Source organism: Ectothiorhodospira sp. PHS-1 (assembly GCF_000225005.1).
Taxonomy (GTDB): domain Bacteria; phylum Pseudomonadota; class Gammaproteobacteria; order Ectothiorhodospirales; family Ectothiorhodospiraceae; genus Ectothiorhodospira.
This window is the reverse complement of record NZ_AGBG01000014.1, coordinates 56047-76570: the sequence shown is the minus strand read 5'-3', so window position 1 is coordinate 76570 and position 20524 is coordinate 56047. Positions and strand designations below refer to the sequence as shown.

Here is a 20524-nt window from a genome sequence, read left to right as displayed (position 1 = left end):
AGGCTTCGGTGAGGGCTGCCTCGACATCGGTTTCGTGCTGCGAAAGCACTCGCTCCGGATCAAATTGAGTTTGCTGCTCAGCAAGTTGGTCTAGGTGACGGGATAGCTTTAAAAGGTCGCCCTCTGAAACTTCAGGGATTGGGAATTTCTTTAGACCTGTGCCTGCTATTTGATAAAAGTTCTCAAAGGCAACTGTTGTCTGGCGGGCACCTTTATCATCAACAGTGCTGCCTTTGTTATGAAATACTTGCTTTATCCAAAAACAGGCCATAGAACTATTTAACAGGCCAAGCAAATCATAATGATTTTCTTCTGAAGCAGAAGCGGGAAGCCTTATGACAGGTGCTGTCTGCTTGAATACTTTTCCGCCACGATCCAAGACGAAATGATTATGGGTGGCAACCTCAGCAAAGGTGATGGAGAGGGGGGTTTTGTACGCTGAAGCTGTATGCTGCATATAATCAAACCATCTCAAGCCAGCATCAGCCATCACACCTTGAAATGTTTTTCGACCCGCCAGGGTTTTACGCCAGGTCCATAGATGATTCAGCATCCTTGATTGCGAGGATCGCTCGGTATAGGGATACCAAACCCAGGTATCATGAACATTGGACCAATCCCGCACTTGCTCGCCAATGAGAAACCCACGAAACTCTTGTTCGTCAACCATGCTCTGCCGCTTTCTCACGGCAGAAAACATGAAGATTTCTTCCTCAGCGATTCTCACAGCACGACCAATGGGAGATTCAGCAATATCTCCTAAAGCAGTCTCAGCCTCTTGCTCCAAATACTCCTTCAATTCCGTAGCACCCCTCCCCCCACACTCCACGGATGCGTCCCATACAACGCCCGCGCCTGATCCACCACACTGATAAACTCGTTCTCGCTCCCCGGCCGCTCCAATAGATCCACGATGGAGCGCCACACCAGTCCCTGGGCCGCGTCTTCCGGGGTCTTCGGCTCACCCCGTATCCCCAGCACGGCCCGCAGTACCGGGGCGCTGGGTGCCTGCTGCCGGGCAAACAGGATCACCGTGGGCGTGCCGTGGCCAGGGATGTAGGCCCCGGAGGTATCGATCACATGGGTCAGGTCCTTGCGGGGCAGGTAGTTTTCGATCAGCTTCTTGCCGAATTCCCGCTTCATGAAGCTGTTGGCGGTGATCATGCCCAGATAACCGGCGCTCTGGTTCCCCTGGGCCGGCAGGGTGAGGTCGAAGAAGCGTTCGGTGAAGGGCACCCCCAGGGAATACTGGCGATGACAGGTGGGATAGCGCCCCCGGTAGGCCTCGTTGAGGGCCTTGTCCTTCACGGTGATGTAGGGGGGATTGCCCACCACCACGTGATAGGTCTGGCCCAGGATGCGCTCCAGCAGGGCCAGGTTCTCCGACTCCAGCACATGGTGCAGGGCGTCGTCCTGCTCCAGCATATCCTGCTGGATGCCCCCACCCACTTTTTCATGGCGCCGGCCATGGAGCAGGGAATCCCCTACCGCCAGGTTGAAATGAAAGTCCGGGGCCTGATGCAGCCGTGTCGTGCCCGAGGCCTTCATGGCGGCGATGAGCAGGCGGAATCGGGCAATGGCAATGGCATAGGGGTTGATGTCCACCCCATGCACCGCATCCAGGGCACGCTGGGCCAAGTGGCGGGTGTTGGTGAGGGGTTCCAACCGCTGCCAGGCATCGAACAGGCGCTCGAAGGCGGTGAGCAGGAAATGCCCCGATCCGCAGGTCGGATCAATCAGGCGCAGGTCCTTGAGGCTGAAGTCCTCGAAGGCCCGCTCCAGGGTGTAATCCAGGATGAAGGCTTCCACGAATTCCGGGGTTTGCAGCAGGGCGTAGCGCTTGCGCACGGATTCGGACAGGTCCTGGTAGAGGTCGCCCAGGAAGCGGGTGTCCCAGTCCGGGTCGGTGAAATCGTGGATGAGTTGCCCCGTCTCCGGGTCGATGCGCTGGAAGAAGTCCACCAGATAGCGTGCCCCGTCGGCGGAGACGGGCAACTGCCACAGGGGGTTATGGCGCCGGTCCAGCAAGGCGTCCAGTGCCGGCTGGCGGGCCAGATCCTCGAAGATACTGAGCAGATAGTCCCGCTCGGCATGGGTGGGGTGTTCATTGAAATAGGCGGTGAGCCGCTCCCGGGCCAGTTGCAGCGGGCGGCTGCCATCTTCTCGCTCCACCGGCCCGGCCAGCAGCGGCTCGTCCAGCAGTTGGTTGTCTTCCAGAAAGCGCACGAACACACAGGTGATCACCCAGGCCACGGCGGCCTGGGTGATCTGGGCATAGCGCCAGGCCACCGGATGCTCGGCGGTCCGGCCGGCCTCCACCGCCTTCTGGTATTCCGCTTCCAGGTGGGCGGTCAGGTCGGGCTGGGTGTCCAGGTATTGGGCAATGTCCTGCTCGATAGTGGGCAGTGCCCGCTGCAGGGATTGGAGCAGGGTCTGGGGGTGGATCATGACTTGTGCGCCGCTTCTGCCTGCAGCCGCTCGACAAGCCACACCTTTATGATTGACTGCCGCGTGACACCCACTCGTGCCACCTCCCGGTCCAACGAATCAACCACCCATGCCGGAAAGTCCACGTTGATTCTCTTTTGCTCCAGATTCACGCGACGCGCGGTGGAAAGCTCCAGGTCATCAAGGATATCTTCCTGGCCATCATCGAATTTTTTTTCAAACTCACACATGAGTATTAATTATTCCTTTTTTACTCTCCATGCAACTCGAACTCTGGTCAAGCAGCCGGGCTGTCCAGCCACAGGGCCGGTATCCTCGCCCATTCCCGAGTGCCGGCACCATGGGGGACGGTGACGCCATCGATGCGGGCGCCGTCGTGCTGGGCGTCGGCGGCGATGAGCAGGATCAGGGCGTGGGGTTGTGCCCCTTCCAGTAAGTGCCGGCGCAGGTCGTTAAGCCAGGTGTTCACCAGGCCATAGCGGGCCAGCAGGCCCGGTTCGGTGAGCAGGATGGGTTCACCCATGGCCTGGAGCGCCTCGGCCATGGCGGGCAGGGCGCGGGCGATGAGTCGCTGCAGGTTCTGCCAGTCCCGGGCGCCTGGGTCGGCGGCGTCGGCGCGCAGTACCAAGGACCAGTTGGGCGGCCGGGCCATGCCGTCGCAGACCCGATGCAGGTGATCAAGCAGCAGGGCATCAAAGCTGATCCGCCTGAGACCATACTCCCGAACGAGCCTGTCGCCGGCCAGCTCATAATGGCGCGGGCGCACGGTCAGGGCCAGGAACCGGGTGCTCTCAATGGCGGTGCGGATGGACTGGTCCAGGGCCTGAATGTCCTGCAGGGTGACGCCCTGCCCGTCTCCCTGGGCACTGAAATGACTGGCGGTGAACCCGCTCCCGGCCAGACTGGTGAGTCCGGCGCTGGGCAGGCAGTAGGCACCGCGGGTGTTGTTCTGGAAGGTGTATTGCCCATTCCAGGCAAATCCCATGTCCAGCGCCTGCATGAGGGTGTCCAGTTGCGGCCTGCCGGGTAGCGGCTCGGCGGCCGGATAGCGGCCTCGCACCCGATCCTGCACCGCCTGCACGCTCAGGGCATGGCTGCCCAGCAAGGCCCCCTGGGCCAGTTCCAGGGCACGGGCCGCCGACATGCCGATGGGATAGAACTCGGCCCGACTGGAGAGGGCCGCCCCCTGGGAGGCGGCCGCCGCCAGACGCAGCAATCGGGCGTTGCTCAGCCCCAGGGCGGCTTCCGGCGCCGGCACGTTGCGTACCTTTTCCAGGGCGCGGGCCGGAGAGAGCAGTTCCGGCTGGGCGGCACATTCGTCGGCCAGCTGGCCCAGGGCCTCGGCATAATCCGCCAGGGCTTCGCCGCAGCCCTGGGTATTGTCCGCCAGGACCAGGCGACGGCCGATGCGGCGGATGATCCAACGCGGGGACTGGCGGGCCAGTTCCGTGTCCACGGCGGCACGGGCCACCGCCTGGGCCCAGCGATCCCGCAGGTCCCCTTCCTGCAGACAGCCCCGGCGCAGCAGCAGGGCCTCGGCGGTTTCCAGGGCGGTGAGGACGCCACCGTTATCGGTCAGCACTTCGGCGATCTCGTCCCGCAGTTCGGTGATGGCCTTCTGCTTGCTCCACTGGGTGATCACCCGATCCTGCAAGGCGCGGACCTCCTGGGTGGCAATGCCGGTGTGGGCACTGATGCTCAAGGGGGTGGGCCAGTGCACGGCACGCGGCCCCGTGCCGGTGAGCGGTTCATCCAGGCGTCCCAGGTATTCATTGAGAAAACGCTGACGCAGGGGATCGGTGGCCTTGGTGGGCCGGGGCAGAATGAGCTGGAACAGGCGGTCGATGCTGTCGTGCCCCGCTTCGCCAACGGAGAGCACCGGAACCTGATCCGGGGTTTGCAGGCGGGCCTGCAGGCGGCTGATCAGAGCGGAGAGTTCCCTGCGGGTCTGGCTGCCCACCCCTACCCAGACCCGAACCTGACTGCGGTTGAGCCGGATCAGCTCGGCAACGGTGTTGATGTTGCGTCGGCTGAGCACGTCCAGGGCCTGGGGGGATATTTCCAGCAGACCGATCTGGGTATCGGGTCGGGCTTCGTCCACCGGACAGGGGGACGCATCATGCCGGGTGTCGTGACGGGTGAGGGTGCGCGCCTGTGCGAAGACGCGGCGCCAGTCGCGCAGCATGTCCTCGGCAGTGGCAAAGCGGTGACGCACGTCGCGCACCAGCGCCCTGGCGAAGAAGGCGGTCATGGGATCGCGCACCGCGGGATCAAATACACCGCCATCCAGATCCGGGCTGCCCTCCCCCGGCGGGATGCCCCCCTCGCCGGCCACCCAGCCGGGCAGACTGCCGGCGGCCATCTCGTAGAGTGTCAGGGCGGCGGCAAAGCGCTCCGCATAGTCATCCCAGCGACGCCGACCGGCATCCCGGATGAAGGGGTCCATGTAGGCCAGGGTGCCCGCGGTGATGTTGTCGGGACTGATGCCGGCCAGGGAGAAGTCGAAGACCACCAGATGCAGCTGGCTGCCCTGTTTGGTGAGGCCCAGGTTTTCCGGCTTGATGTCCCGATGGAAGATGCCCTTTTCCTCCAGTTGCACCAGGGCACTGAGCAGGTCGTCGCCGAATCGTTCCAGCAGTTCCAGGGGCACGGCACCGTGACGGCGTAGACGCTGGGCCAGGGTGCCCTCGTTGGCATGGTCCAGCAGCAGCCCCACATGGCCATCCACCTCGATGGTCCCGCGATGGGCGACGATGGCCTGGTGGCGAAGCCGGGACAGGGTATTGGCCTCTTCCCGCAAACGGGCATTGTGGTCCGGGGAAGCGGCCATCTTGAGCACGCAGGCGTGGCCCTGATGATCCACCAAAAACACCACCGATGAGGCGCCGCGACCCAGTCGTTGACGAATGGTGATGCCCCCGGCGAAGGACTCCCCTTCCCGTGCCTCGGTGGGGGCATGCACGCGCTGAGTGTCGGGGCGCGTGAGGTCGTCTTCCAGGGCATCCAGGCATTGCAGGAAGTCATCCACCGAGTCCATGCGCTGGGCTGGATCCGGGTGGGTGGCGTAGTGCACCAGGTACTGCATTTCGGTGCTGGCGCCATTGATCTCGTCGGTGACCTGCAGGCCCTGGCCGCGATTGAGCTTGTCGAGCAGATCCAGGTCGCTCTCGGCAGGCCGCTTCCCGGTGAACAGGTGATAGGCCAGGGTGCCCAGGCAAAAGACATCCATCAGCACCCCGTCCCCTTCCCCCAGGTGGGCCTCCGGCGGCAGGTAGGGGCCCGCTTCCTCACGCATCAGACAGGTCAGATGGCTCAGTGCACTGACCTGACGGGTCTCGCTCTCGAAGATCCGGCTGGCGGTGGACCAGTGGGTGATCTTGATGGCGAAACCACCGGCGGCGGTGTCCCTGATCAGGATGTTCTGTGGGCTGAGGGCACGGTGATACAGACGCTGGCCATGGGCATGTTTCACGGCCTCGGCGATCTGCCTGAGCAGGTCGATGGCCTGGGTGATGTTGAGCCGCTGAGCCTGGGGGTGGCAGAAACGATGATCCAGTCGCTGGGCTTGCGGATCATGCTCGTAGATGAGCGCCGGGCCGTGATCGTGGTGATGATATTCCTTGGCCTTGAGGATGCCGGGATGCTCGATGCCCTCCAGGAGCTGATACTCCAGCTCCGCGGCCTTCTGCAGCCGCTGGGCTTCCGGCTCGGGCCGGTGGCGGACCAGGTAGATGCGGACCTTGCGTTCGACGCCCAGCTCGGTATGCCGGGCCAGCCAGTCTTGAAAGAGGTCGGACTCATCCAGCAAGTGCGTGAGTTCGTAAAGCCCCACGCGCCGCAGGCGCACGGATTCCTTGATGCCGGCCTCATCCAGGGCACGGGCCAGGGAGCGGGCCGCCGGGCGGTTGACGGGGCGATGGGGCCAGTGTTCCGGAATCTCCGTGATTTCGGGCAGAAGATCCCTGCGCGTGCAGACCCCCATCCCCGCGGGGCCTTCCAGCCTGCTGACCAGGTTTTCCGCCGAGAGGAACACCAGCGCGGTGATGAAGGGGACACGCTCCTTGGACTTCTTGCTGGAAGGCTGTACCTGGAGCAGTGAAGCCAGTTTGCGGGCCTTGCGATCCGCCAGCAGACGGGGGTTGTCAAAGGCCTTGCGCTGGCCGTTGGGCTTTTCCCAGATCCAGGTGCCGGCATCTCCACCCATGGCACCGGGGTGGGACTTGATCTCCACCAGGTAGCATCCCTTGGGGGTCAGTACCAGCAGATCCACCTCGTTGATGGAGCCGTCCTGGGCAATGAACTCGAAATTGGCCCAGGCCCGGTAGGGTTCATGATCCGGCAGGGCCTGGCGCACCCAGTTCAGCGCCTCTTGCTCCCAGGCATGATCCGACGGCGTGATCTGTTTCCAGTGCTTGTCCATGCGCCCCTCCCCGAGCTCGCCGCCCGGTGTTCAGCGGGCGGAATAGGCTGCCTTCCAGCCGTCATACTGGCTGACCAGGTCGTCCACCACGTCCTGTTCGAAGGGACGCAGGCCGGAGATGACCAGTTTCTTGCGGCCGGTGCCCACCTGTTCGCCGGAGGCGGTGAGGGCAAATTCCAGGACCACGTCGCCACGCTTGCCGTTGACCGCCATGGTGGCGTTGGTGAAGCTCAAGTTCGGCGCCTCCGTGGGCAGACGGGTGAATTCCAGGGCCATGCTTTCGTAGAACACCAGCGGGCGCTGGGGATTGACCATGACGCCCTGCGCCTTCATCAGGGGCACCATCACATGGGGGAAGTTCTGCCCGGAGAAGGCGGCGTACTGTTTCGTCAGCCCTTCCAGCAGGGCGCCGTCCCGGGATACCTCGCCATCCCGCTCCACCCTGAGATAAACCCGCTCGCCGCCGTCGGTGATCTCCAGGGTGGCGTCGTCGGTGGCGGGGAAATGCAGGCCGACGCCGGCACCCACCATGTTGGTGAAGCTGAAGGCCATGCGGGCGCTCACCCCGTAGCGGGCCAGGACCAGGCAGAACAGCAGATCACCGGGGACGCAGAAGCGCTTGGCATCGGGGTCGTGGATCGGGTTGAAATCACCGGCCACTTCCTTGGCGAAGCGGCTGGCCTGTTCGGGCGTGACCCGCACCAGACCGTTGTCGACGGCATGAAATTCATCAAGATAGCTTGGCACCGGTGATCCTCTCTGGCCTGACGGGTGGTTTTTGAGGGGACGTAGTGTACCAAGCCGGGGGGGCAAAGAGGCATGGATGATGCTCAGGTCCCGTCTTGGCGCGGGGCTTCGTCACGCCGGTCACGGCGGGTCTGGAGGGCGTGCCGCACCAGGGCGCCCACCCCCAGGAACAAAGCCAGGACCAGCAGCGGCGCCACCGAATCCAGACCGAACGCCTCCGCCCCGGTTCCCACTTCCACCAGGGCGTGAACCGCCGCCGCATAGACCATCCACTTCACCGCCAGCCCCAGGGCGGCGGCGGCCAGGAACGGCAGCAGGGGCAAACCCAGCATGCCGGCACCGTAGTTGATCACCGAATGGGGAAACCCCGGCAACACCCGCAACACCAACTGGGTGAGGAAATCCCCCCGCTCCCTGAGCAGATTGACCACACGCCCGGCATCCACGTCCGGTGGCCGACGGCCACGCAGGTGCCGGGAAATCTCGTAGGCGCCGAAGGCACCCAGGACGCTGCCGGCCGTGAGCAGGCCGGCCGCCACCAGCGGGGAGTAGATAGGGGCCACCACCCAGAGCATGAGGGTGCCGGGCAGCGCCAGGGCAAGCAACAGGGCCTGCACCAGCACCAGCCCCACCGCCACCAGGGGATGGGCGCTGGCCTGGTGGCCGAAATCCAGCAGGGCATCCAGGGAGACGGGTTGCCAGAAGGCCAGCACCAGACCGAACAGTACCGGTATCAGGGCCAGCCAGAGGCGGGATTTCCTTTTCAACGCCAGCTCTGCAGTCGCTGGGCGGCATAGCGGCCCTGCTCGGTCTGCGTCCCCGCCATCTGGATATAACGCTGGTACTGCTGCGCCGCCGCCTGACGGTTCTGCATGTTCTCGTGGGCCACGCCCTGCAGGAACACCGTGTTGGGATTGCCCGGCAGTATCCGCTCATAGCGCTGGAAATGACTCAGGGCCACATCCGGCCGGTTCTGGGCCAGCTGGTTGATGCCGCTCAGGTGAATGGCCTGCCCTTCATCGGGATAGGCACTGCGGGCCTGCTGCAGATAGCGCTCCGCCTCCCGGTGCTGCCCCTGGGCGGTCTTGGCCTTGGACATGAGCAACAACCCCGGGTAGTCACCGGGGGCCTGACGCAGGGCGGTGGCAAAATGCCGTTCCGCCTGGGGGTACTGCTCCCGGGCCATGCGGGCCTCCCCGGCCTGCTGTTCCTTGATGGCCGGCTTGATGCGCCGCAACGAGGCGGTGTTGTCCATGTAACGCTCCCGCCCCACATTGCGGTTGAGATCCGCGGAATAGCGTGAACTGGCTTCCCGCTGGGCGGTGTCGAACCGTTCCTGGCTCATGGGATGGGTGGAGAACATGGTTTCCAGGGCATTGGGCTGGCGATCCGACATGCCCCGCAACATGTCCATCAGATCCACCATGCCCTGGGGGTTCTGGCCCGCCCTGGCCATGTACTCCAGACCCAGGGCATCGGCTTCCCGCTCGTTCTCGCGGCTGTAATGGGCCAGCAGGGCGGTGGCGCCCACGGCGCTGACCGCATAGATCAGGTTGCTGTAACCGGACAGGCGCTCGGACTGAGCCGCGGCAATGCCCACCCCCCCCAGGACCACGGCGGCGATGATGCCCGTGGTCTGGCGCCGGGCGGTATGCCGGGCATTGACGTGACCGGTCTCATGACCCAGCAGGGCCGCCAGGGCGGCCTCGTCCTCCATCTCCACCATGATGCCCCGGGTACAGGCCATGGTGCCGCCCGGAAAGGTGTAGGCATTGATATAGTTGGCATTGACCACATTGAAGGAATACGGCATGTGGGGCCGGTGGGAGACCTCGGCGACGGAGTTCCCCACCTGGGTCACGTAGTTGTTGACACGGTTGTCCCGCAGCAGTCCATAGTCATTGGAAAACTGGTGGGGGGAATGCTGCCGGTCCACGGCGATCTCCTCCTGCTCGGACATGAGCATGAGCCGCTGCTGACCGGTGACGGGATCAACGGCGCACCCCTTGAGGGAGGGCAGCACCACGGCGCCCGCGGTACTGGCGGACATCAGCCAGAGGAAGTCGCGCCGGGTCATGCGGCGCCGAAAAATGCGATGACCGGGATTGTGATCCATGATGGAGGGCTCCTTCGTGCCGGGAGAACAGGGTTCAGTCTAACCGCTCCCGGGATGGCTTCAAATCTTCATGTGTTCGGATATCAGACAGGGCCGATCAGAAAATGTCACTGCGACTCCATCACAAGATCCTCGGTAGCGGACCACCCCTGCTGCTGCTGCACGGCCTCTACGGGGCCGGTGTCAACTGGCAGGGTCACGCCCGGACCCTGGCGGCCCGTTACCGGGTGCTGCTGCCGGACCTGCGCAATCACGGACAGTCGCCCCACTCGCTGCAGATGGACTACCCGGCCATGGCGGCGGACCTTTTGGCATTGCTGGACCGGGAAGGGTTGGACCAGGCCCTGGTGGTGGGGCACAGCATGGGCGGCAAGGTGGCCATGACCCTGGCCCAGCACCACCCCGAGCGGGTCCGGGCCCTGGTGGTGGCGGACATCGCCCCCGTCGATTACGCCCTGGATGACCGGGAACACACCCATATCCTCGACAGCCTGCAGCAGCTGCCCGTGGCCGACCTGTCACGGCGGGAAGATGCGGATATCGCCCTGGCCCGGGCCATTCCCGAAGCCCCAGTGCGCCGGTTCCTGCTCATGAACCTGGAGCGGGGACCGGAGGGATTTCGCTGGCGGATTCCCCTGGACATCCTGCGGCAGGCCCTCCCCACCCTGGTGGGCTACCCGGAGACCGGGGCCCCCTACGAAGGCCCTGCCCTGTTCATTCGCGGTGAACGCTCCGACTACGTCCGCAATGCAGATCGCCCCCTGATCGAGGCCCGATTTACCCGCGCCCGATTAATGACCCTGAAGGACACGGGGCACTGGCTCCATGTCCAGGCCCCCGGCCCCTTCGGCCAGATCCTGCAGGGTTTTCTGGACCGGCACGCAGACCACGGGCCGGGAGACCCCCCATGACGCCCTGGCGCCGACTGATGGACGCGGTACTCAGGCCCGATCCGGCACCGGACCTGGAACGGGAGATCGCCGCCGGCGCCCGGGCACAGGCCCCGGTGCTGTGGCTGCTGGGCAAGGTGCAGTCCGGCAAGACCTCCATCGTGCGCGCCATCACCGGCGATCCGGCCGCCGAGATCGGCAATGCCTTCCAGCCCTGCACTCCCAGTGCCCGGATCTACGAGTTCCCACCCGATGTACCGGTGGTGCGTTTCCTGGATACCCGGGGCCTGGAGGAAGCGGATTACGATCCGGCGGCGGACCTGGCGGTGGTGGAAGGCCATGCCCACGGCGTCATTGCCGTGGTCCGCGCCATGGACCCGCAACAGAACGCCCTGCTGACCGCCCTGGGACAAATCCGCCGCAGACACCCGGACTGGGCCGTGATCCTGGTTCAGACCCGGCTCCATGACGCCTATCCGGACGGCCGGGATCACCCGTCCTGGGGAGACTGGCGCCACGACCCGGCGCTGACGGACCTGGATCGTGCCCTCAAGGCCCAGGCCGAGGCCTTTGCCGGACTGCCCGGCGACGGCCTGTTTCAGGCCGTGCCGGTGGACCTGACCCTGCCGGAGGATGGGTTTTCCGACCAGGATTACGGGCTGCCGATGCTGCTGGAGGCCCTGGACGCGGCCTGCATCCAGGGCCGCACCGGGCTGCTCGGGGATCTGGCCCGCCATGGCCGGGATGCCCGCCGGGCCCGGATCCACCCCCATATCCTGGGCTATGCCACCGCCGCCGGGGTCTGCGACCTGGTGCCCGTGATGGGCGTGGTCACGGTCCCCACCCTGCAGGGCAAGATGCTGCACAGCATCGCCCGCATCTACGCCCTGCCCTGGGACCGCCGGACCCTCAAGGCCTTTCTGGCGTCCCTGGGTACGGGCACGGCCCTGGGCATCGGCGCCGGGTTTGCCGCCCGACAGCTGGGCAAACTGATCCCGGTGTACGGGCAGGTGGCCGGCGCGGCGGCGGCCGGCGTGGCCAGCGGCGCGGTCACCTATGCCCTGGGCCGGGCCGCCTGCCATTATCTGGAACAGCGTCGACAGGGGATCGACACCCCACAAGGGGTGGCCGAGACCTTTCGCGGCGCCCTCAAGGAGGCCTATGTGATCTTCAGACAACCCCATAAAGGGAATGCGAGCACGCACGCGGAGTCCAGGCCATGAAACGGGAAGACGGCCCCTGGGAGCGCTGGGGCGCCCTGGTATCCGCCCTCGGGCTGGCGGTGGTGCCCCTGCTGGCCCTGATCCCCTTCGGCGCCCTGTGGCTCTGGCAACAGGGTTGGCTGCTGCACTGGCTGGGGATTGCCGCCGTGCTGGGGGGGTTGATCTACGGCGCCGGCTGGTGGCTGCAGCGGCGTGGCCTGCAAGGTCGGGATACCGCCACCGACGACGATACCCCGGTGTCGGCACCGGATGAGGACTGGTCCGGACGGGACCTGGCTGCCTGGGAAGCGGTCCAGCGCCTGGCCGCCGAAGTGGAGCCGCGCATTCTCTCTGATCAGCAGCGGATGCTGGACACGGCGCGGCAAACCATCGAACAGGTGGCCCGCCACTACCACCCCGACGAGAAACATGCGGTCTGGGGCTTCACGGTGCCCGAGGCCCTGCTGCTGACGGAACGGGTCAGCGCCCGGCTGCGGCGGGTGATGCTGGATCATGTTCCCGGCGCGCACATGATCCGGGCCAGCCAGGTGATGCGCCTGTGGGAGCTGCAACCCGCGGCCCTTACCGGCGCCCGCTGGCTCGGCCACCTGAGCCGGGTCTATCGCACCGTGCGCTGGGTCAACCCGGCCACCGCGGCCCTGGCCGCGGCCCGGGAAAAGATGATCTCGGCCATGCTGGGCGAGGCCGGCGACTATCTGCGTCGGCGCGGGGCTCGGATCTGGGTGGAGGAAGTGGGACGGGCCGCCATTGAGCTGTACTCGGGGCGCCTGCGGGTGGATGACCGGACCGAGGACGCCCGTGCAGAAGCCCGGGCCCGGGGACCGGGGGTACCGCCGGCGCCCTCCCCGGGACCGGTACGGGTGGCCGTGGCCGGGCAGACCAATGCCGGCAAGTCCAGCCTGGTCAATGCCCTGCTGGGCACCCGGGCTTCCGGCGTGGATGCCCTGCCCCTGACCCGGACACCGGGCAGCTACGTGCTGCAACGGGACGGAGCGGAAGAACTGGTGCTCATCGACACCCCCGGACTGGAAAACCGGGCGCAACTCGGTGCCCTGATTGACACCCTGGCGGAGAGCGACTGCATTCTCTGGGTGGTGCCGGCACACCGGGCGGATCGTGCCCTGGATCTGGAGGCGCTGACCACCCTGCGTCGGACCCTGGAGCGAATGCCGGGCCGCATCCTGCCCCCGGTGATGGTGGTCCTGAGCCATGTGGACCGGCTCTCGCCGGCACGGGAATGGGCACCGCCCTATGACCTGGAACATCCGGACCGGCCCAAGGCCGCGGCCATGCGGGGGGCGATGGAAGCCGTGGCCCGGGATCTGGACATCCCGCCGGCGCTGATCGTGCCGGCACGGCTGGACAGCCTGGAGACCGCCTGGCAGGTGGACCGCATCTGGGCCGTATTACTCGGCCAACTGGATCGTTCCCACCGGGCCAGGGCCCTGCGCATCGCCCGCGCCGCCCTGGGCGGTGACTGGAAACGGGTCTGGCGACAAGCGCGGCGGGCAGGCGCCGAGGTGACACGGCAGTTGATCAGGAAGGGGTGAAATCCTCCAGGAAAGGACTGGGCACCCCGGAACAGGATACGAACAGCTGGCGGATGGCCCGGGTGGCGGCGACGTGGAACAAGGTAGACACGTATTGACAACAGCCACACACAGATCCAGGGTCTTTGAGTATCTATCGTCTATGCAGGGCCGAATCATGCGAAACGCCGCCATTAACCTGAGGGCATTGCCGGAGCAGCGCGATCTGATTGACCGCGCTGCCCATCTCTTGGGTAAAAACCGTTCGGACTTCATGCTTGAGGCCGCCTGTGACAAGGCCCAGGCCATGCTGCTCGATCAGGTCTACTTCAACCTCGACGCCGATCAATTCCAGCACTTCATTGACCTGCTCGATGCGCCGCTCGCGCCCAACCCGGGGCTTGAGCGGCTGATGGCGCTGAAGGCCCCTTGGACCAAAGAATGACTACCCCACTCAGCACGCCACATATAAAATGAACCACGACGACCTGCAAAACCTGCGTCGAATGCATCCCGCCTGGCGGCTGCTGGTGGCGGACAACGCCCCCATGATCATCAGCTTCCTCCACGGCAGCTTCGTCGCCCCCAATGTCCGGGTGCTGGCGGCCACCGACCTGGAAAACCGGCTGGAAGATTTCCTGTTTCACCTGCGCGGCCAACTGGGCGAGGACGCCTATCCCCGGGCCGCCCGCGCCTACCTGTCCGACTGGTCCGCCGATGAACGGGGCTGGCTGCGGCGCTATTACCCGGAACACAGCGACGAGCCCCATTACGACCTGACGCCGGCCACGGAACAGGCCATCCAATGGCTGAAAAGTCTGGAGCAGCCTCACTTCATCGGGGCGGAATCCCGTCTGACCCTGGTCTTCGACCTGCTGCAACAGATTCTCCAGGGCGCGGAGAGCGACCCCGAGGCCCGTATCCGGGATCTGGAGGCGCGCAGGGACGTCATCGACCGGGAGATCCAGCAGATCCGTGCCGGTCACATCAATCTGATGGACCCGACCCAGTTGCGGGAGCGATTCCTGCAGATGGCGGGCACGGCCCGGGGCCTGCTGGCGGACTTTCGTCAAGTGGAGGAGAACTTCCGCGCCCTGGATCGACAGGTGCGGGAAAAGGTGGCCACCTGGGAAGGCGGCAAGGGGGAAGTGCTGGACGAGGTGTTCGGCGAACAGGATCGCATCACCGATTCCGACCAGGGGCGCAGCTTTCGTGCCTTCTGGGATCTGCTCATGTCACCGGCACGCCAGGAGGCGCTGTCGGAACAACTGGAGCGGGTACTGGCGCTGGTAGAGGTGGCCGAACTGGAGCCAGACCCCAGGCTTCGGCGCATCCATTACGACTGGCTCGCCGCCGGTGAATACACCCAGCGCATGGTGGCCCGTCTGTCGGAGCAGCTGCGCCGTTATCTGGATGATCAGGCCTGGCTGGAAAACCGCCGCATCATGACCCTGATCCGGGAACTGGAACAACACGCCCTGGCCCTGCGTGAGCACCCGCCCGAGCTGACACTGTCCCTGGACGAACCCTCCCCCTGCATCGAACTGCCCATGGAGCGACCCCTGTTCAGCCCGCCGGTCCGGCCCCATATCCGTCAGCAGCAGCTGGAAGCCGGAGAGAGCCATGCCACCCCCGACGCCCTGTTCGAGCAGACCTGGGTGGACCGGACCCTGCTGCAGGGTCGTATCCGCCAGGCCCTGCAGACCCGGGATCAGATCACCCTGGCGACCCTGCTGGACGAGCATCCCCTGGAACACGGACTGGCGGAACTGGTGGCTTACCTGAGCCTGGCCGCCGAGGATCACCGCAGCGTGATCGATGAAGCCCATCCCCAGACCGTGCACTGGCAGGATGCCCGGGGTATCCTGCGTCGCGCCACCCTGCCGCAGATCATCTTCACCCGCGCACACTGATGACCGATATCGACACCGACTCGACCTTTTCCGCCATGCTGATCACGCTCTTTAAGGGCGTACTGTACAAGGATCAGCAGCCGCGCCACTGGCAGGCACTGCAGGACCACCAGGCCCGGGTGCGCGACCATGTGGCCGTGCTGGGTCTGGAACTGATGCTGGACGACGCCGAAGGCCATGCCTGCCTCCGGCAACGCCCAACCCAGGACGACGAAACGGAACTGCCCCGGCTGGTGCAGCGCCGCCAGCTCAGTTATCCGGTAAGCCTGCTGCTGGCCCTGCTGCGCAAGAAACTGGTGGAACACGATGCCGGCGGCGGTGACCCGCGCCTGATCCTGTCCCGGGAACAAATGGTGGAGATGCTGCGGGTTTTCCTGCCCCCCACCGCCAACGAGGCCCGGCTGGTGGACCGCATCCAGACCGACATCAACAAGGTGGTGGAACTGGGATTCCTGCGCCGACTGCGTGGCCAGGAGGACCAGTACGAGGTGCGCCGCATCATCAAGACCTTCATCGACGCCCAGTGGCTGGCGGAGTTTGACCAGCGCCTGACCGAGTACCGCAACCATGCCGGGGAGGCCGACGATGGCGCTTGAACTGGAGTTTGCCGCATCCGACGAACGCACCGGTTTTCGCCTGCAGCATCTTGAAGTCTACAACTGGGGCACCTTCCACAACCGGGTCTGGTCCCTGCGCCCGGAGGGTGACAATGCCCTGCTCACCGGGGATATCGGCTCGGGCAAGTCCACCCTGGTGGACGCCATCACCACCCTGCTGGTGCCGGCCCAGCGCATCACCTACAACAAGGCGGCCGGCGCCGAGGCCAAGGAACGCAGCCTGCGTTCCTATGTGCTGGGCTATTACAAGTCAGAGCGCAGTGACGCGGGGCTGAGCAGCCGTGCCGTGGGCCTGCGGGATCACAACAGCTATTCCGTGATCCTGGGGCATTTTTACAACGAAGGCTTCGATCAGCATGTCACCCTGGCCCAGGTGTTCTGGATCAAGGATCAACAGGGGCAACCGGCCCGGTTCTTTGTGGTGGCCGACGGCGCCTTGCGCATTGCGGACCACTTTGCCGACTTCGGCAGTGACCTTACCCGGCTGCGCAAGCGCCTGAGGGATACCCCCGGGGTGGAACTGTTCGACAACTTCCCGCCCTACAGCGGTGCCTTCCGGCGACGCTTCGGCATCGAAAACGACCAGGCCCTGGAACTGTTCAATCAGACCGTGTCCATGAAATCCGTGGGCAACCTCACCGAATTCGTGCGCAGTCATATGCTCGAAGCCTTCCCGGTGGAGGATCGCATTCAGGCCCTGATCACCCATTTCGACGACCTCAACCGGGCCCATGAATCGGTACTCAAGGCCAAGGCCCAGATCGCCCATCTGGAACCGCTGGTGGCCCGCGCCGACACCTATGCCGAACGCTGCCGGGAGGCCGAAGCCCTGCGCGCCTGCCGGGAGGCACTCAGGCCCTGGTTTGCTTCCCTCAAGGCCGGACTGCTGGACCGGAGACTGGGCCATCTGCACAAGGATCTGGCCCGTCTGGAGCATCGCATCGAGCAGCTCCATCGCCAGCAGCGGGAACAGCGGGCACGGCGCGATGAACTCAAGCAGGCCATTGCCGAGAATGGGGGCGATCGGCTGGCGCGTATCAAGATCGAGCTGGAACAAAAGCGCGAGATCCGCGACCAGCGGCGGCAACGGGCGGAGCGGTATCGAGATCTGGCCCAGCAACTGTCACTGCCCGATGCCGCCGACCTGGCCGTCTTTCAGGACAATTTCCAGGCCCTGACCCAGGCCCTGGAAGACGCTCAGCGAGAGCGGGATGACCTGCAGAACCGGATCACCGAGGCGGGAGTGGCGTTGCACCAGCAGCGGACACATCACCAGGAACTGGAAAGCGAGCTGACGTCCCTGCGCCAGCGTCGCTCCAACATCCCCGCCGCCATGCTGGGCATCCGCGACGCCCTCTGTCAGTCCCTGGATCTGCCGGTGGACGACCTGCCCTTCGTGGGCGAGCTGTTGCAGGTGCACGAGCAGGAAACCGACTGGGAAGGGGCCATCGAACGGGTCCTGCACAACTTCGGCCTCTCCCTGCTGGTGCCCGACACCCACTATGCCCGGGTGGCCGAGTGGGTGGATCGCACCCATCTGCGGGGGCGCCTGGTGTACTTCCGGGTGCGGGAGACGCGCCGGAGCCAGCCCCAGGATCTGCATCCGGATTCCCTGGTGCGCAAGCTCTCCATCCGCCCCGACTCGGTCTTCTACGGCTGGCTGGAACAGGAACTGGCCCGGCGTTTCGACTATGCCTGCTGCGCCGGCATGGATCAGTTTCGCCGCGAGCAAAGGGCCATCACCCGGGCCGGGCAGATCAAGGCCGGGGGCGAGCGTCATGAAAAGGACGATCGTCACCGTCTGGATGACCGCACCCGTTTCATCCTGGGCTGGAGCAACGAGGCCAAGATCGCCGCCCTGGAGGCACAGGCCCAGACCCTGGCCCGGCAGATGCAGGCTCTGGGTGACCGGATCGGCGGCTGGGAACAGGCCCGCAAGACCTGCGAGGCCCGGCGGGACCTGATCGTCGAGCTGTCCCATTTCCGGGACTTCCACGACATCGACTGGCGCCCCCTGTCCACGGAGATGGCGGCCCTGGAGGCGGAGTATGCACAGCTCGCCCGGGAGTCGGACATGCTGCGCACCCTGGAGACCCAGTTGCGTGAACTGGAACAGGCCATGGAGGACAACGACAAGGCCCTGGGCGAGGCCCAGGGGGATTGCAGCCAGACACGACTCAGGCAGGAGCAGGCCCAGGCCCAGCGGGACGAGTGTGCCACCCTGCTTGATGCCACCCCTCAAGAGGCCCGGGACGCCTACTTCCCCCGTCTGGAGACGATGCGGGACGAGGCCCTGGGCGAGCATACCCTGAGCGTGGAATCCTGCGACAACCGGGAGCGGGAGATGCGGGAATGGCTGACCCGGCGCATCGACAACGCCGACAGGAGCGCCGCCGGTCTGCGGGACCGCATCATCGATGCCATGCGTGGCTATCAGAACGCCTGGCCCCTGGACAGCCGGGAGGTGGACGTGAGCATCGAGGCGGTGGGGGAATACCGGGCCATGCTCGAAGCCCTCAAGTCCGATGACCTGCCCCGTTTCGAGGCCCGTTTCCGGCAATTGCTGCAGGAAAATGCCATCAACGAGGTGGCGGCGTTCCAGAGCCGACTGCACGGGCAGCGGCAGACCATCACCGAGCGCATCGAAAGCATCAACCGCTCCCTGCGGGAGATCGACTACAACCCCAACCGCTACATCACCCTGCTGGCGGAGACCGCCGCGGACCCGGAAATCCGGGAATTCCAGCAAAACCTGCGGGCCTGCACCGAAGGGGCGGTGACCGGCTCCCAGGATGAACAATATTCCGAGGCCAAGTTTCTGCAGGTCAAGGCCATCATCGAGCGTTTCCGTGGCCGGGAAGGCACCACCGACCTGGACCGGCGCTGGACCCGCAAGGTCACCGACGTGCGCAACTGGTTTGTGTTTTCCGCCTCGGAGCGCTGGCGGGAAGACGACCGGGAACACGAGCATTACACCGACTCCGGCGGCAAGTCCGGCGGTCAGAAGGAGAAACTGGCCTACACGGTGCTGGCCGCCAGCCTGGCCTACCAGTTCGGTCTGGAATGGGGCGAGACCCGTTCCCGCTCGTTCCGCTTCGTGGTCATCGACGAGGCCTTCGGTCGGGGCTCCGATGACTCGGCCCGCTACGGCCTGGACCTGTTCCGGCGCCTGCACCTGCAACTGCTGATCGTCACCCCGTTGCAGAAGATCCACATCATCGAACCCTTCGTGGCCAGTGTGGGCTTTGTCCATAGCGTGGAGGGCCGGGAATCCATGGTGCGCAATCTCACCATTGAGCAATATCAGGCCGAGAAGGCGGCCCGGCAGGCATGAGCTGGACCCCCCCGCCGAACTGCGTGCCCAGCTACAAAAACGCTGGGACAGCGGCCAGATACTGGCCGCCACCCTGACGGGCGAGGCACTCTTTCCCCTCCCCTTGCGACTGCGCCGCCCCGGGTCCCGGGAGTTGGCGGAGGATTTTGCGGGAGTGAGCGACTGGGTGAGAGCCCTCCGTGCTGATAGCAGGGAACAACGGGGGCATGGGTACGAGATCCGCTGGGAACGGGTGAATCACCGCGTCCACGGCGCCAATGACCTGCCCGCCGGCGTGGTGGTGCCCAGCGAGGCGGACGCCCTGCAATGGCTGGGGAAGACCCGGGAGGCGCAACGCTTCCATGCCCTGGCCGAGGAGACCCTGGCGCGCTTCCCGGCACTGCGGGACTGGCTGATCCGACACCCCCTCACACCACTGGAACAGGCCGGTGACTGGCCCCGGATCCTGGCGGTGCTGGCCTGGTTCCAGGCGCACCCCAGGCCCGGTATCTATCTACGGCAGATGGATCTGCCGGGGGTGGATACCAAGTTTGTGGAAAGTCGCCGCAAGCTGCTGTCGGAACTGCTGGATGCCGTGCTGCCTCCCGATGCAGTGGACACGCGGCACAGCGGCGGACGGGGCTTTGAGCTGCGTTACGGGCTGATGCCCAAGCCGCCCCTGATCCGTTTCCGGATGCTGGACCCGGGACTGTACCTGCACGGGCTGTCGGACCTGTCGGTTCCGCCGACGCAGTTTGCCGCCCTGGCGCCCGCCGTGGCGCGGGTATTCATCACCGAGAACGAGATCAATGGCCTGGCCTTTCCCGACACCCCCGGTAGCCTGGTGATCTTCGGCCTGGGCTATGGTCTGGAAAGACTGGCGGACATCCCCTGGCTGACAGAGGTGGAGATCCACTACTGGGGCGACATCGACACCCATGGCTTTGCCATCCTGGACCGGCTTCGCGCCCGCCTGCCCCAGACGCGTTCCCTGCTCATGGATCGGGCGACCCTTGAGGCCCACCGCGATCTGTGGGGACAGGAGCATCCGCAGCAGCGTTTCACCGGCACCCTCACCCGACTGACACCGCCGGAGCAATCCCTGTTCGAGGATCTGCGGGAAAATCGGCTGGGAGAGTGCATCCGGCTGGAACAGGAACGCATCGGTTACGGGGGGCTGCTCAAAGCGATCAGCAGGCCCGCCAAGGTCAATGACCGAGGTGACCTGCCCATCTAGGGTCAGCAGACAATTCAGAAAAATCTACCCTGGATCTGTTCAACTGTCTTTCCTGGGAAAGGCCGATTGTG

The 20524-nt window shown here is 65.2% G+C and carries 14 protein-coding genes and 1 pseudogene; 8 read left to right on the top strand and 7 right to left on the bottom strand.

What is annotated here, in order from left to right; genetic code table 11:
• From ECTPHS_RS14595 to ECTPHS_RS07815, 7 genes and pseudogenes are all read right to left on the bottom strand, one after another.
• Positions 1–799 (bottom strand): annotated as a pseudogene (locus ECTPHS_RS14595) (hypothetical protein); the annotation flags it as partial.
• Positions 796–2448: a BREX-2 system adenine-specific DNA-methyltransferase PglX gene (pglX, locus tag ECTPHS_RS07840; protein WP_008932185.1), complete on the bottom strand. Its 1653-nt coding sequence runs from the start codon at positions 2446–2448 to the stop codon at positions 796–798. The gene pglX and the pseudogene ECTPHS_RS14595, both read right to left, overlap by 4 nt.
• On the bottom strand, positions 2445–2678 hold the full coding sequence (gene brnA, locus ECTPHS_RS07835) for a type II toxin-antitoxin system BrnA family antitoxin (protein ID WP_008932184.1): 234 nt from the start codon (positions 2676–2678) through the stop codon (positions 2445–2447). The genes pglX and brnA overlap by 4 nt, the downstream gene beginning before the upstream one ends.
• A gap of 47 nt (positions 2679–2725) precedes the next feature.
• Entirely contained in the window at positions 2726–6868 is a 4143-nt protein-coding gene (gene pglW, locus ECTPHS_RS07830; RefSeq protein ID WP_008932183.1) for a BREX system serine/threonine kinase PglW, read from the bottom strand.
• Positions 6869–6898: 30 nt separating this feature from the next.
• Complete coding sequence (locus ECTPHS_RS07825; protein ID WP_008932182.1) at positions 6899–7615, bottom strand: DUF3581 domain-containing protein; 717 nt, start codon at positions 7613–7615, stop codon at positions 6899–6901.
• An 83-nt stretch (positions 7616–7698) separates the two neighbouring features.
• Positions 7699–8382, bottom strand: a complete 684-nt coding sequence (locus tag ECTPHS_RS07820) for a VTT domain-containing protein (RefSeq protein WP_008932181.1) — start codon at positions 8380–8382, stop codon at positions 7699–7701.
• Positions 8379–9731, bottom strand: coding sequence for a M48 family metalloprotease (locus ECTPHS_RS07815; protein ID WP_008932180.1), 1353 nt, complete (start codon positions 9729–9731; stop codon positions 8379–8381). Before ECTPHS_RS07815 ends, ECTPHS_RS07820 begins: the two co-directional genes overlap by 4 nt.
• 104 nt (positions 9732–9835) lie before the next feature.
• Between ECTPHS_RS07815 and ECTPHS_RS07810 the strand changes: the two genes are divergently transcribed.
• The 8 genes from ECTPHS_RS07810 to ECTPHS_RS07775 all read left to right on the top strand — a co-directional run bounded on the left by ECTPHS_RS07810 (position 9836) and on the right by ECTPHS_RS07775 (position 20453).
• Positions 9836–10642: an alpha/beta fold hydrolase gene (locus ECTPHS_RS07810; RefSeq protein WP_008932179.1), complete on the top strand. Its 807-nt coding sequence runs from the start codon at positions 9836–9838 to the stop codon at positions 10640–10642.
• Entirely contained in the window at positions 10639–11844 is a 1206-nt protein-coding gene (locus tag ECTPHS_RS07805) for a YcjF family protein (RefSeq protein WP_008932178.1), read from the top strand. The genes ECTPHS_RS07810 and ECTPHS_RS07805 overlap by 4 nt, the downstream gene beginning before the upstream one ends.
• Entirely contained in the window at positions 11841–13394 is a 1554-nt protein-coding gene (locus ECTPHS_RS07800; RefSeq protein ID WP_008932177.1) for a GTPase family protein, read from the top strand. The genes ECTPHS_RS07805 and ECTPHS_RS07800 overlap by 4 nt, the downstream gene beginning before the upstream one ends.
• A gap of 157 nt (positions 13395–13551) precedes the next feature.
• On the top strand, positions 13552–13818 hold the full coding sequence (locus ECTPHS_RS07795) for a DUF1778 domain-containing protein (protein ID WP_008932176.1): 267 nt from the start codon (positions 13552–13554) through the stop codon (positions 13816–13818).
• Positions 13819–13846: 28 nt separating this feature from the next.
• Positions 13847–15286, top strand: a complete 1440-nt coding sequence (locus tag ECTPHS_RS07790; protein WP_008932175.1) for a DUF3375 domain-containing protein — start codon at positions 13847–13849, stop codon at positions 15284–15286.
• Positions 15286–15882 (top strand): DUF4194 domain-containing protein, encoded by a 597-nt coding sequence (locus ECTPHS_RS07785; protein ID WP_008932174.1) that lies wholly within the window; start codon positions 15286–15288, stop codon positions 15880–15882. Before ECTPHS_RS07790 ends, ECTPHS_RS07785 begins: the two co-directional genes overlap by 1 nt.
• Positions 15872–19237: an ATP-binding protein gene (locus tag ECTPHS_RS07780; RefSeq protein WP_008932173.1), complete on the top strand. Its 3366-nt coding sequence runs from the start codon at positions 15872–15874 to the stop codon at positions 19235–19237. Before ECTPHS_RS07785 ends, ECTPHS_RS07780 begins: the two co-directional genes overlap by 11 nt.
• Positions 19197–20453 carry a DUF3322 domain-containing protein gene (locus ECTPHS_RS07775; protein WP_008932172.1) on the top strand — a complete coding sequence of 419 codons (1257 nt, stop codon included), beginning with the start codon at positions 19197–19199 and terminating at the stop codon, positions 20451–20453. The genes ECTPHS_RS07780 and ECTPHS_RS07775 overlap by 41 nt, the downstream gene beginning before the upstream one ends.
• Positions 20454–20524 lie beyond the last annotated feature (71 nt).

Excerpts from the sequence above, each read along its gene's own strand:
- brnA (WP_008932184.1), bottom strand. The coding sequence starts at position 2,678 with ATGTGTGAGTTTGAAAAAAAATTCGATGATGGCCAGGAAGATATCCTT.
- ECTPHS_RS07790 (WP_008932175.1), top strand. The coding sequence starts at position 13,847 with ATGAACCACGACGACCTGCAAAACCTGCGTCGAATGCATCCCGCCTGG.
- ECTPHS_RS07795 (WP_008932176.1), top strand. The coding sequence starts at position 13,552 with ATGCGAAACGCCGCCATTAACCTGAGGGCATTGCCGGAGCAGCGCGAT.
- ECTPHS_RS07785 (WP_008932174.1), top strand. The coding sequence starts at position 15,286 with ATGACCGATATCGACACCGACTCGACCTTTTCCGCCATGCTGATCACG.
- pglW (WP_008932183.1), bottom strand. The coding sequence starts at position 6,868 with ATGGACAAGCACTGGAAACAGATCACGCCGTCGGATCATGCCTGGGAG.
- ECTPHS_RS07815 (WP_008932180.1), bottom strand. The coding sequence starts at position 9,731 with ATGGATCACAATCCCGGTCATCGCATTTTTCGGCGCCGCATGACCCGG.
- ECTPHS_RS07800 (WP_008932177.1), top strand. The coding sequence starts at position 11,841 with ATGAAACGGGAAGACGGCCCCTGGGAGCGCTGGGGCGCCCTGGTATCC.
- ECTPHS_RS07810 (WP_008932179.1), top strand. The coding sequence starts at position 9,836 with ATGTCACTGCGACTCCATCACAAGATCCTCGGTAGCGGACCACCCCTG.
- pglX (WP_008932185.1), bottom strand. The coding sequence starts at position 2,448 with ATGATCCACCCCCAGACCCTGCTCCAATCCCTGCAGCGGGCACTGCCC.
- ECTPHS_RS07805 (WP_008932178.1), top strand. The coding sequence starts at position 10,639 with ATGACGCCCTGGCGCCGACTGATGGACGCGGTACTCAGGCCCGATCCG.
- ECTPHS_RS07780 (WP_008932173.1), top strand. The coding sequence starts at position 15,872 with ATGGCGCTTGAACTGGAGTTTGCCGCATCCGACGAACGCACCGGTTTT.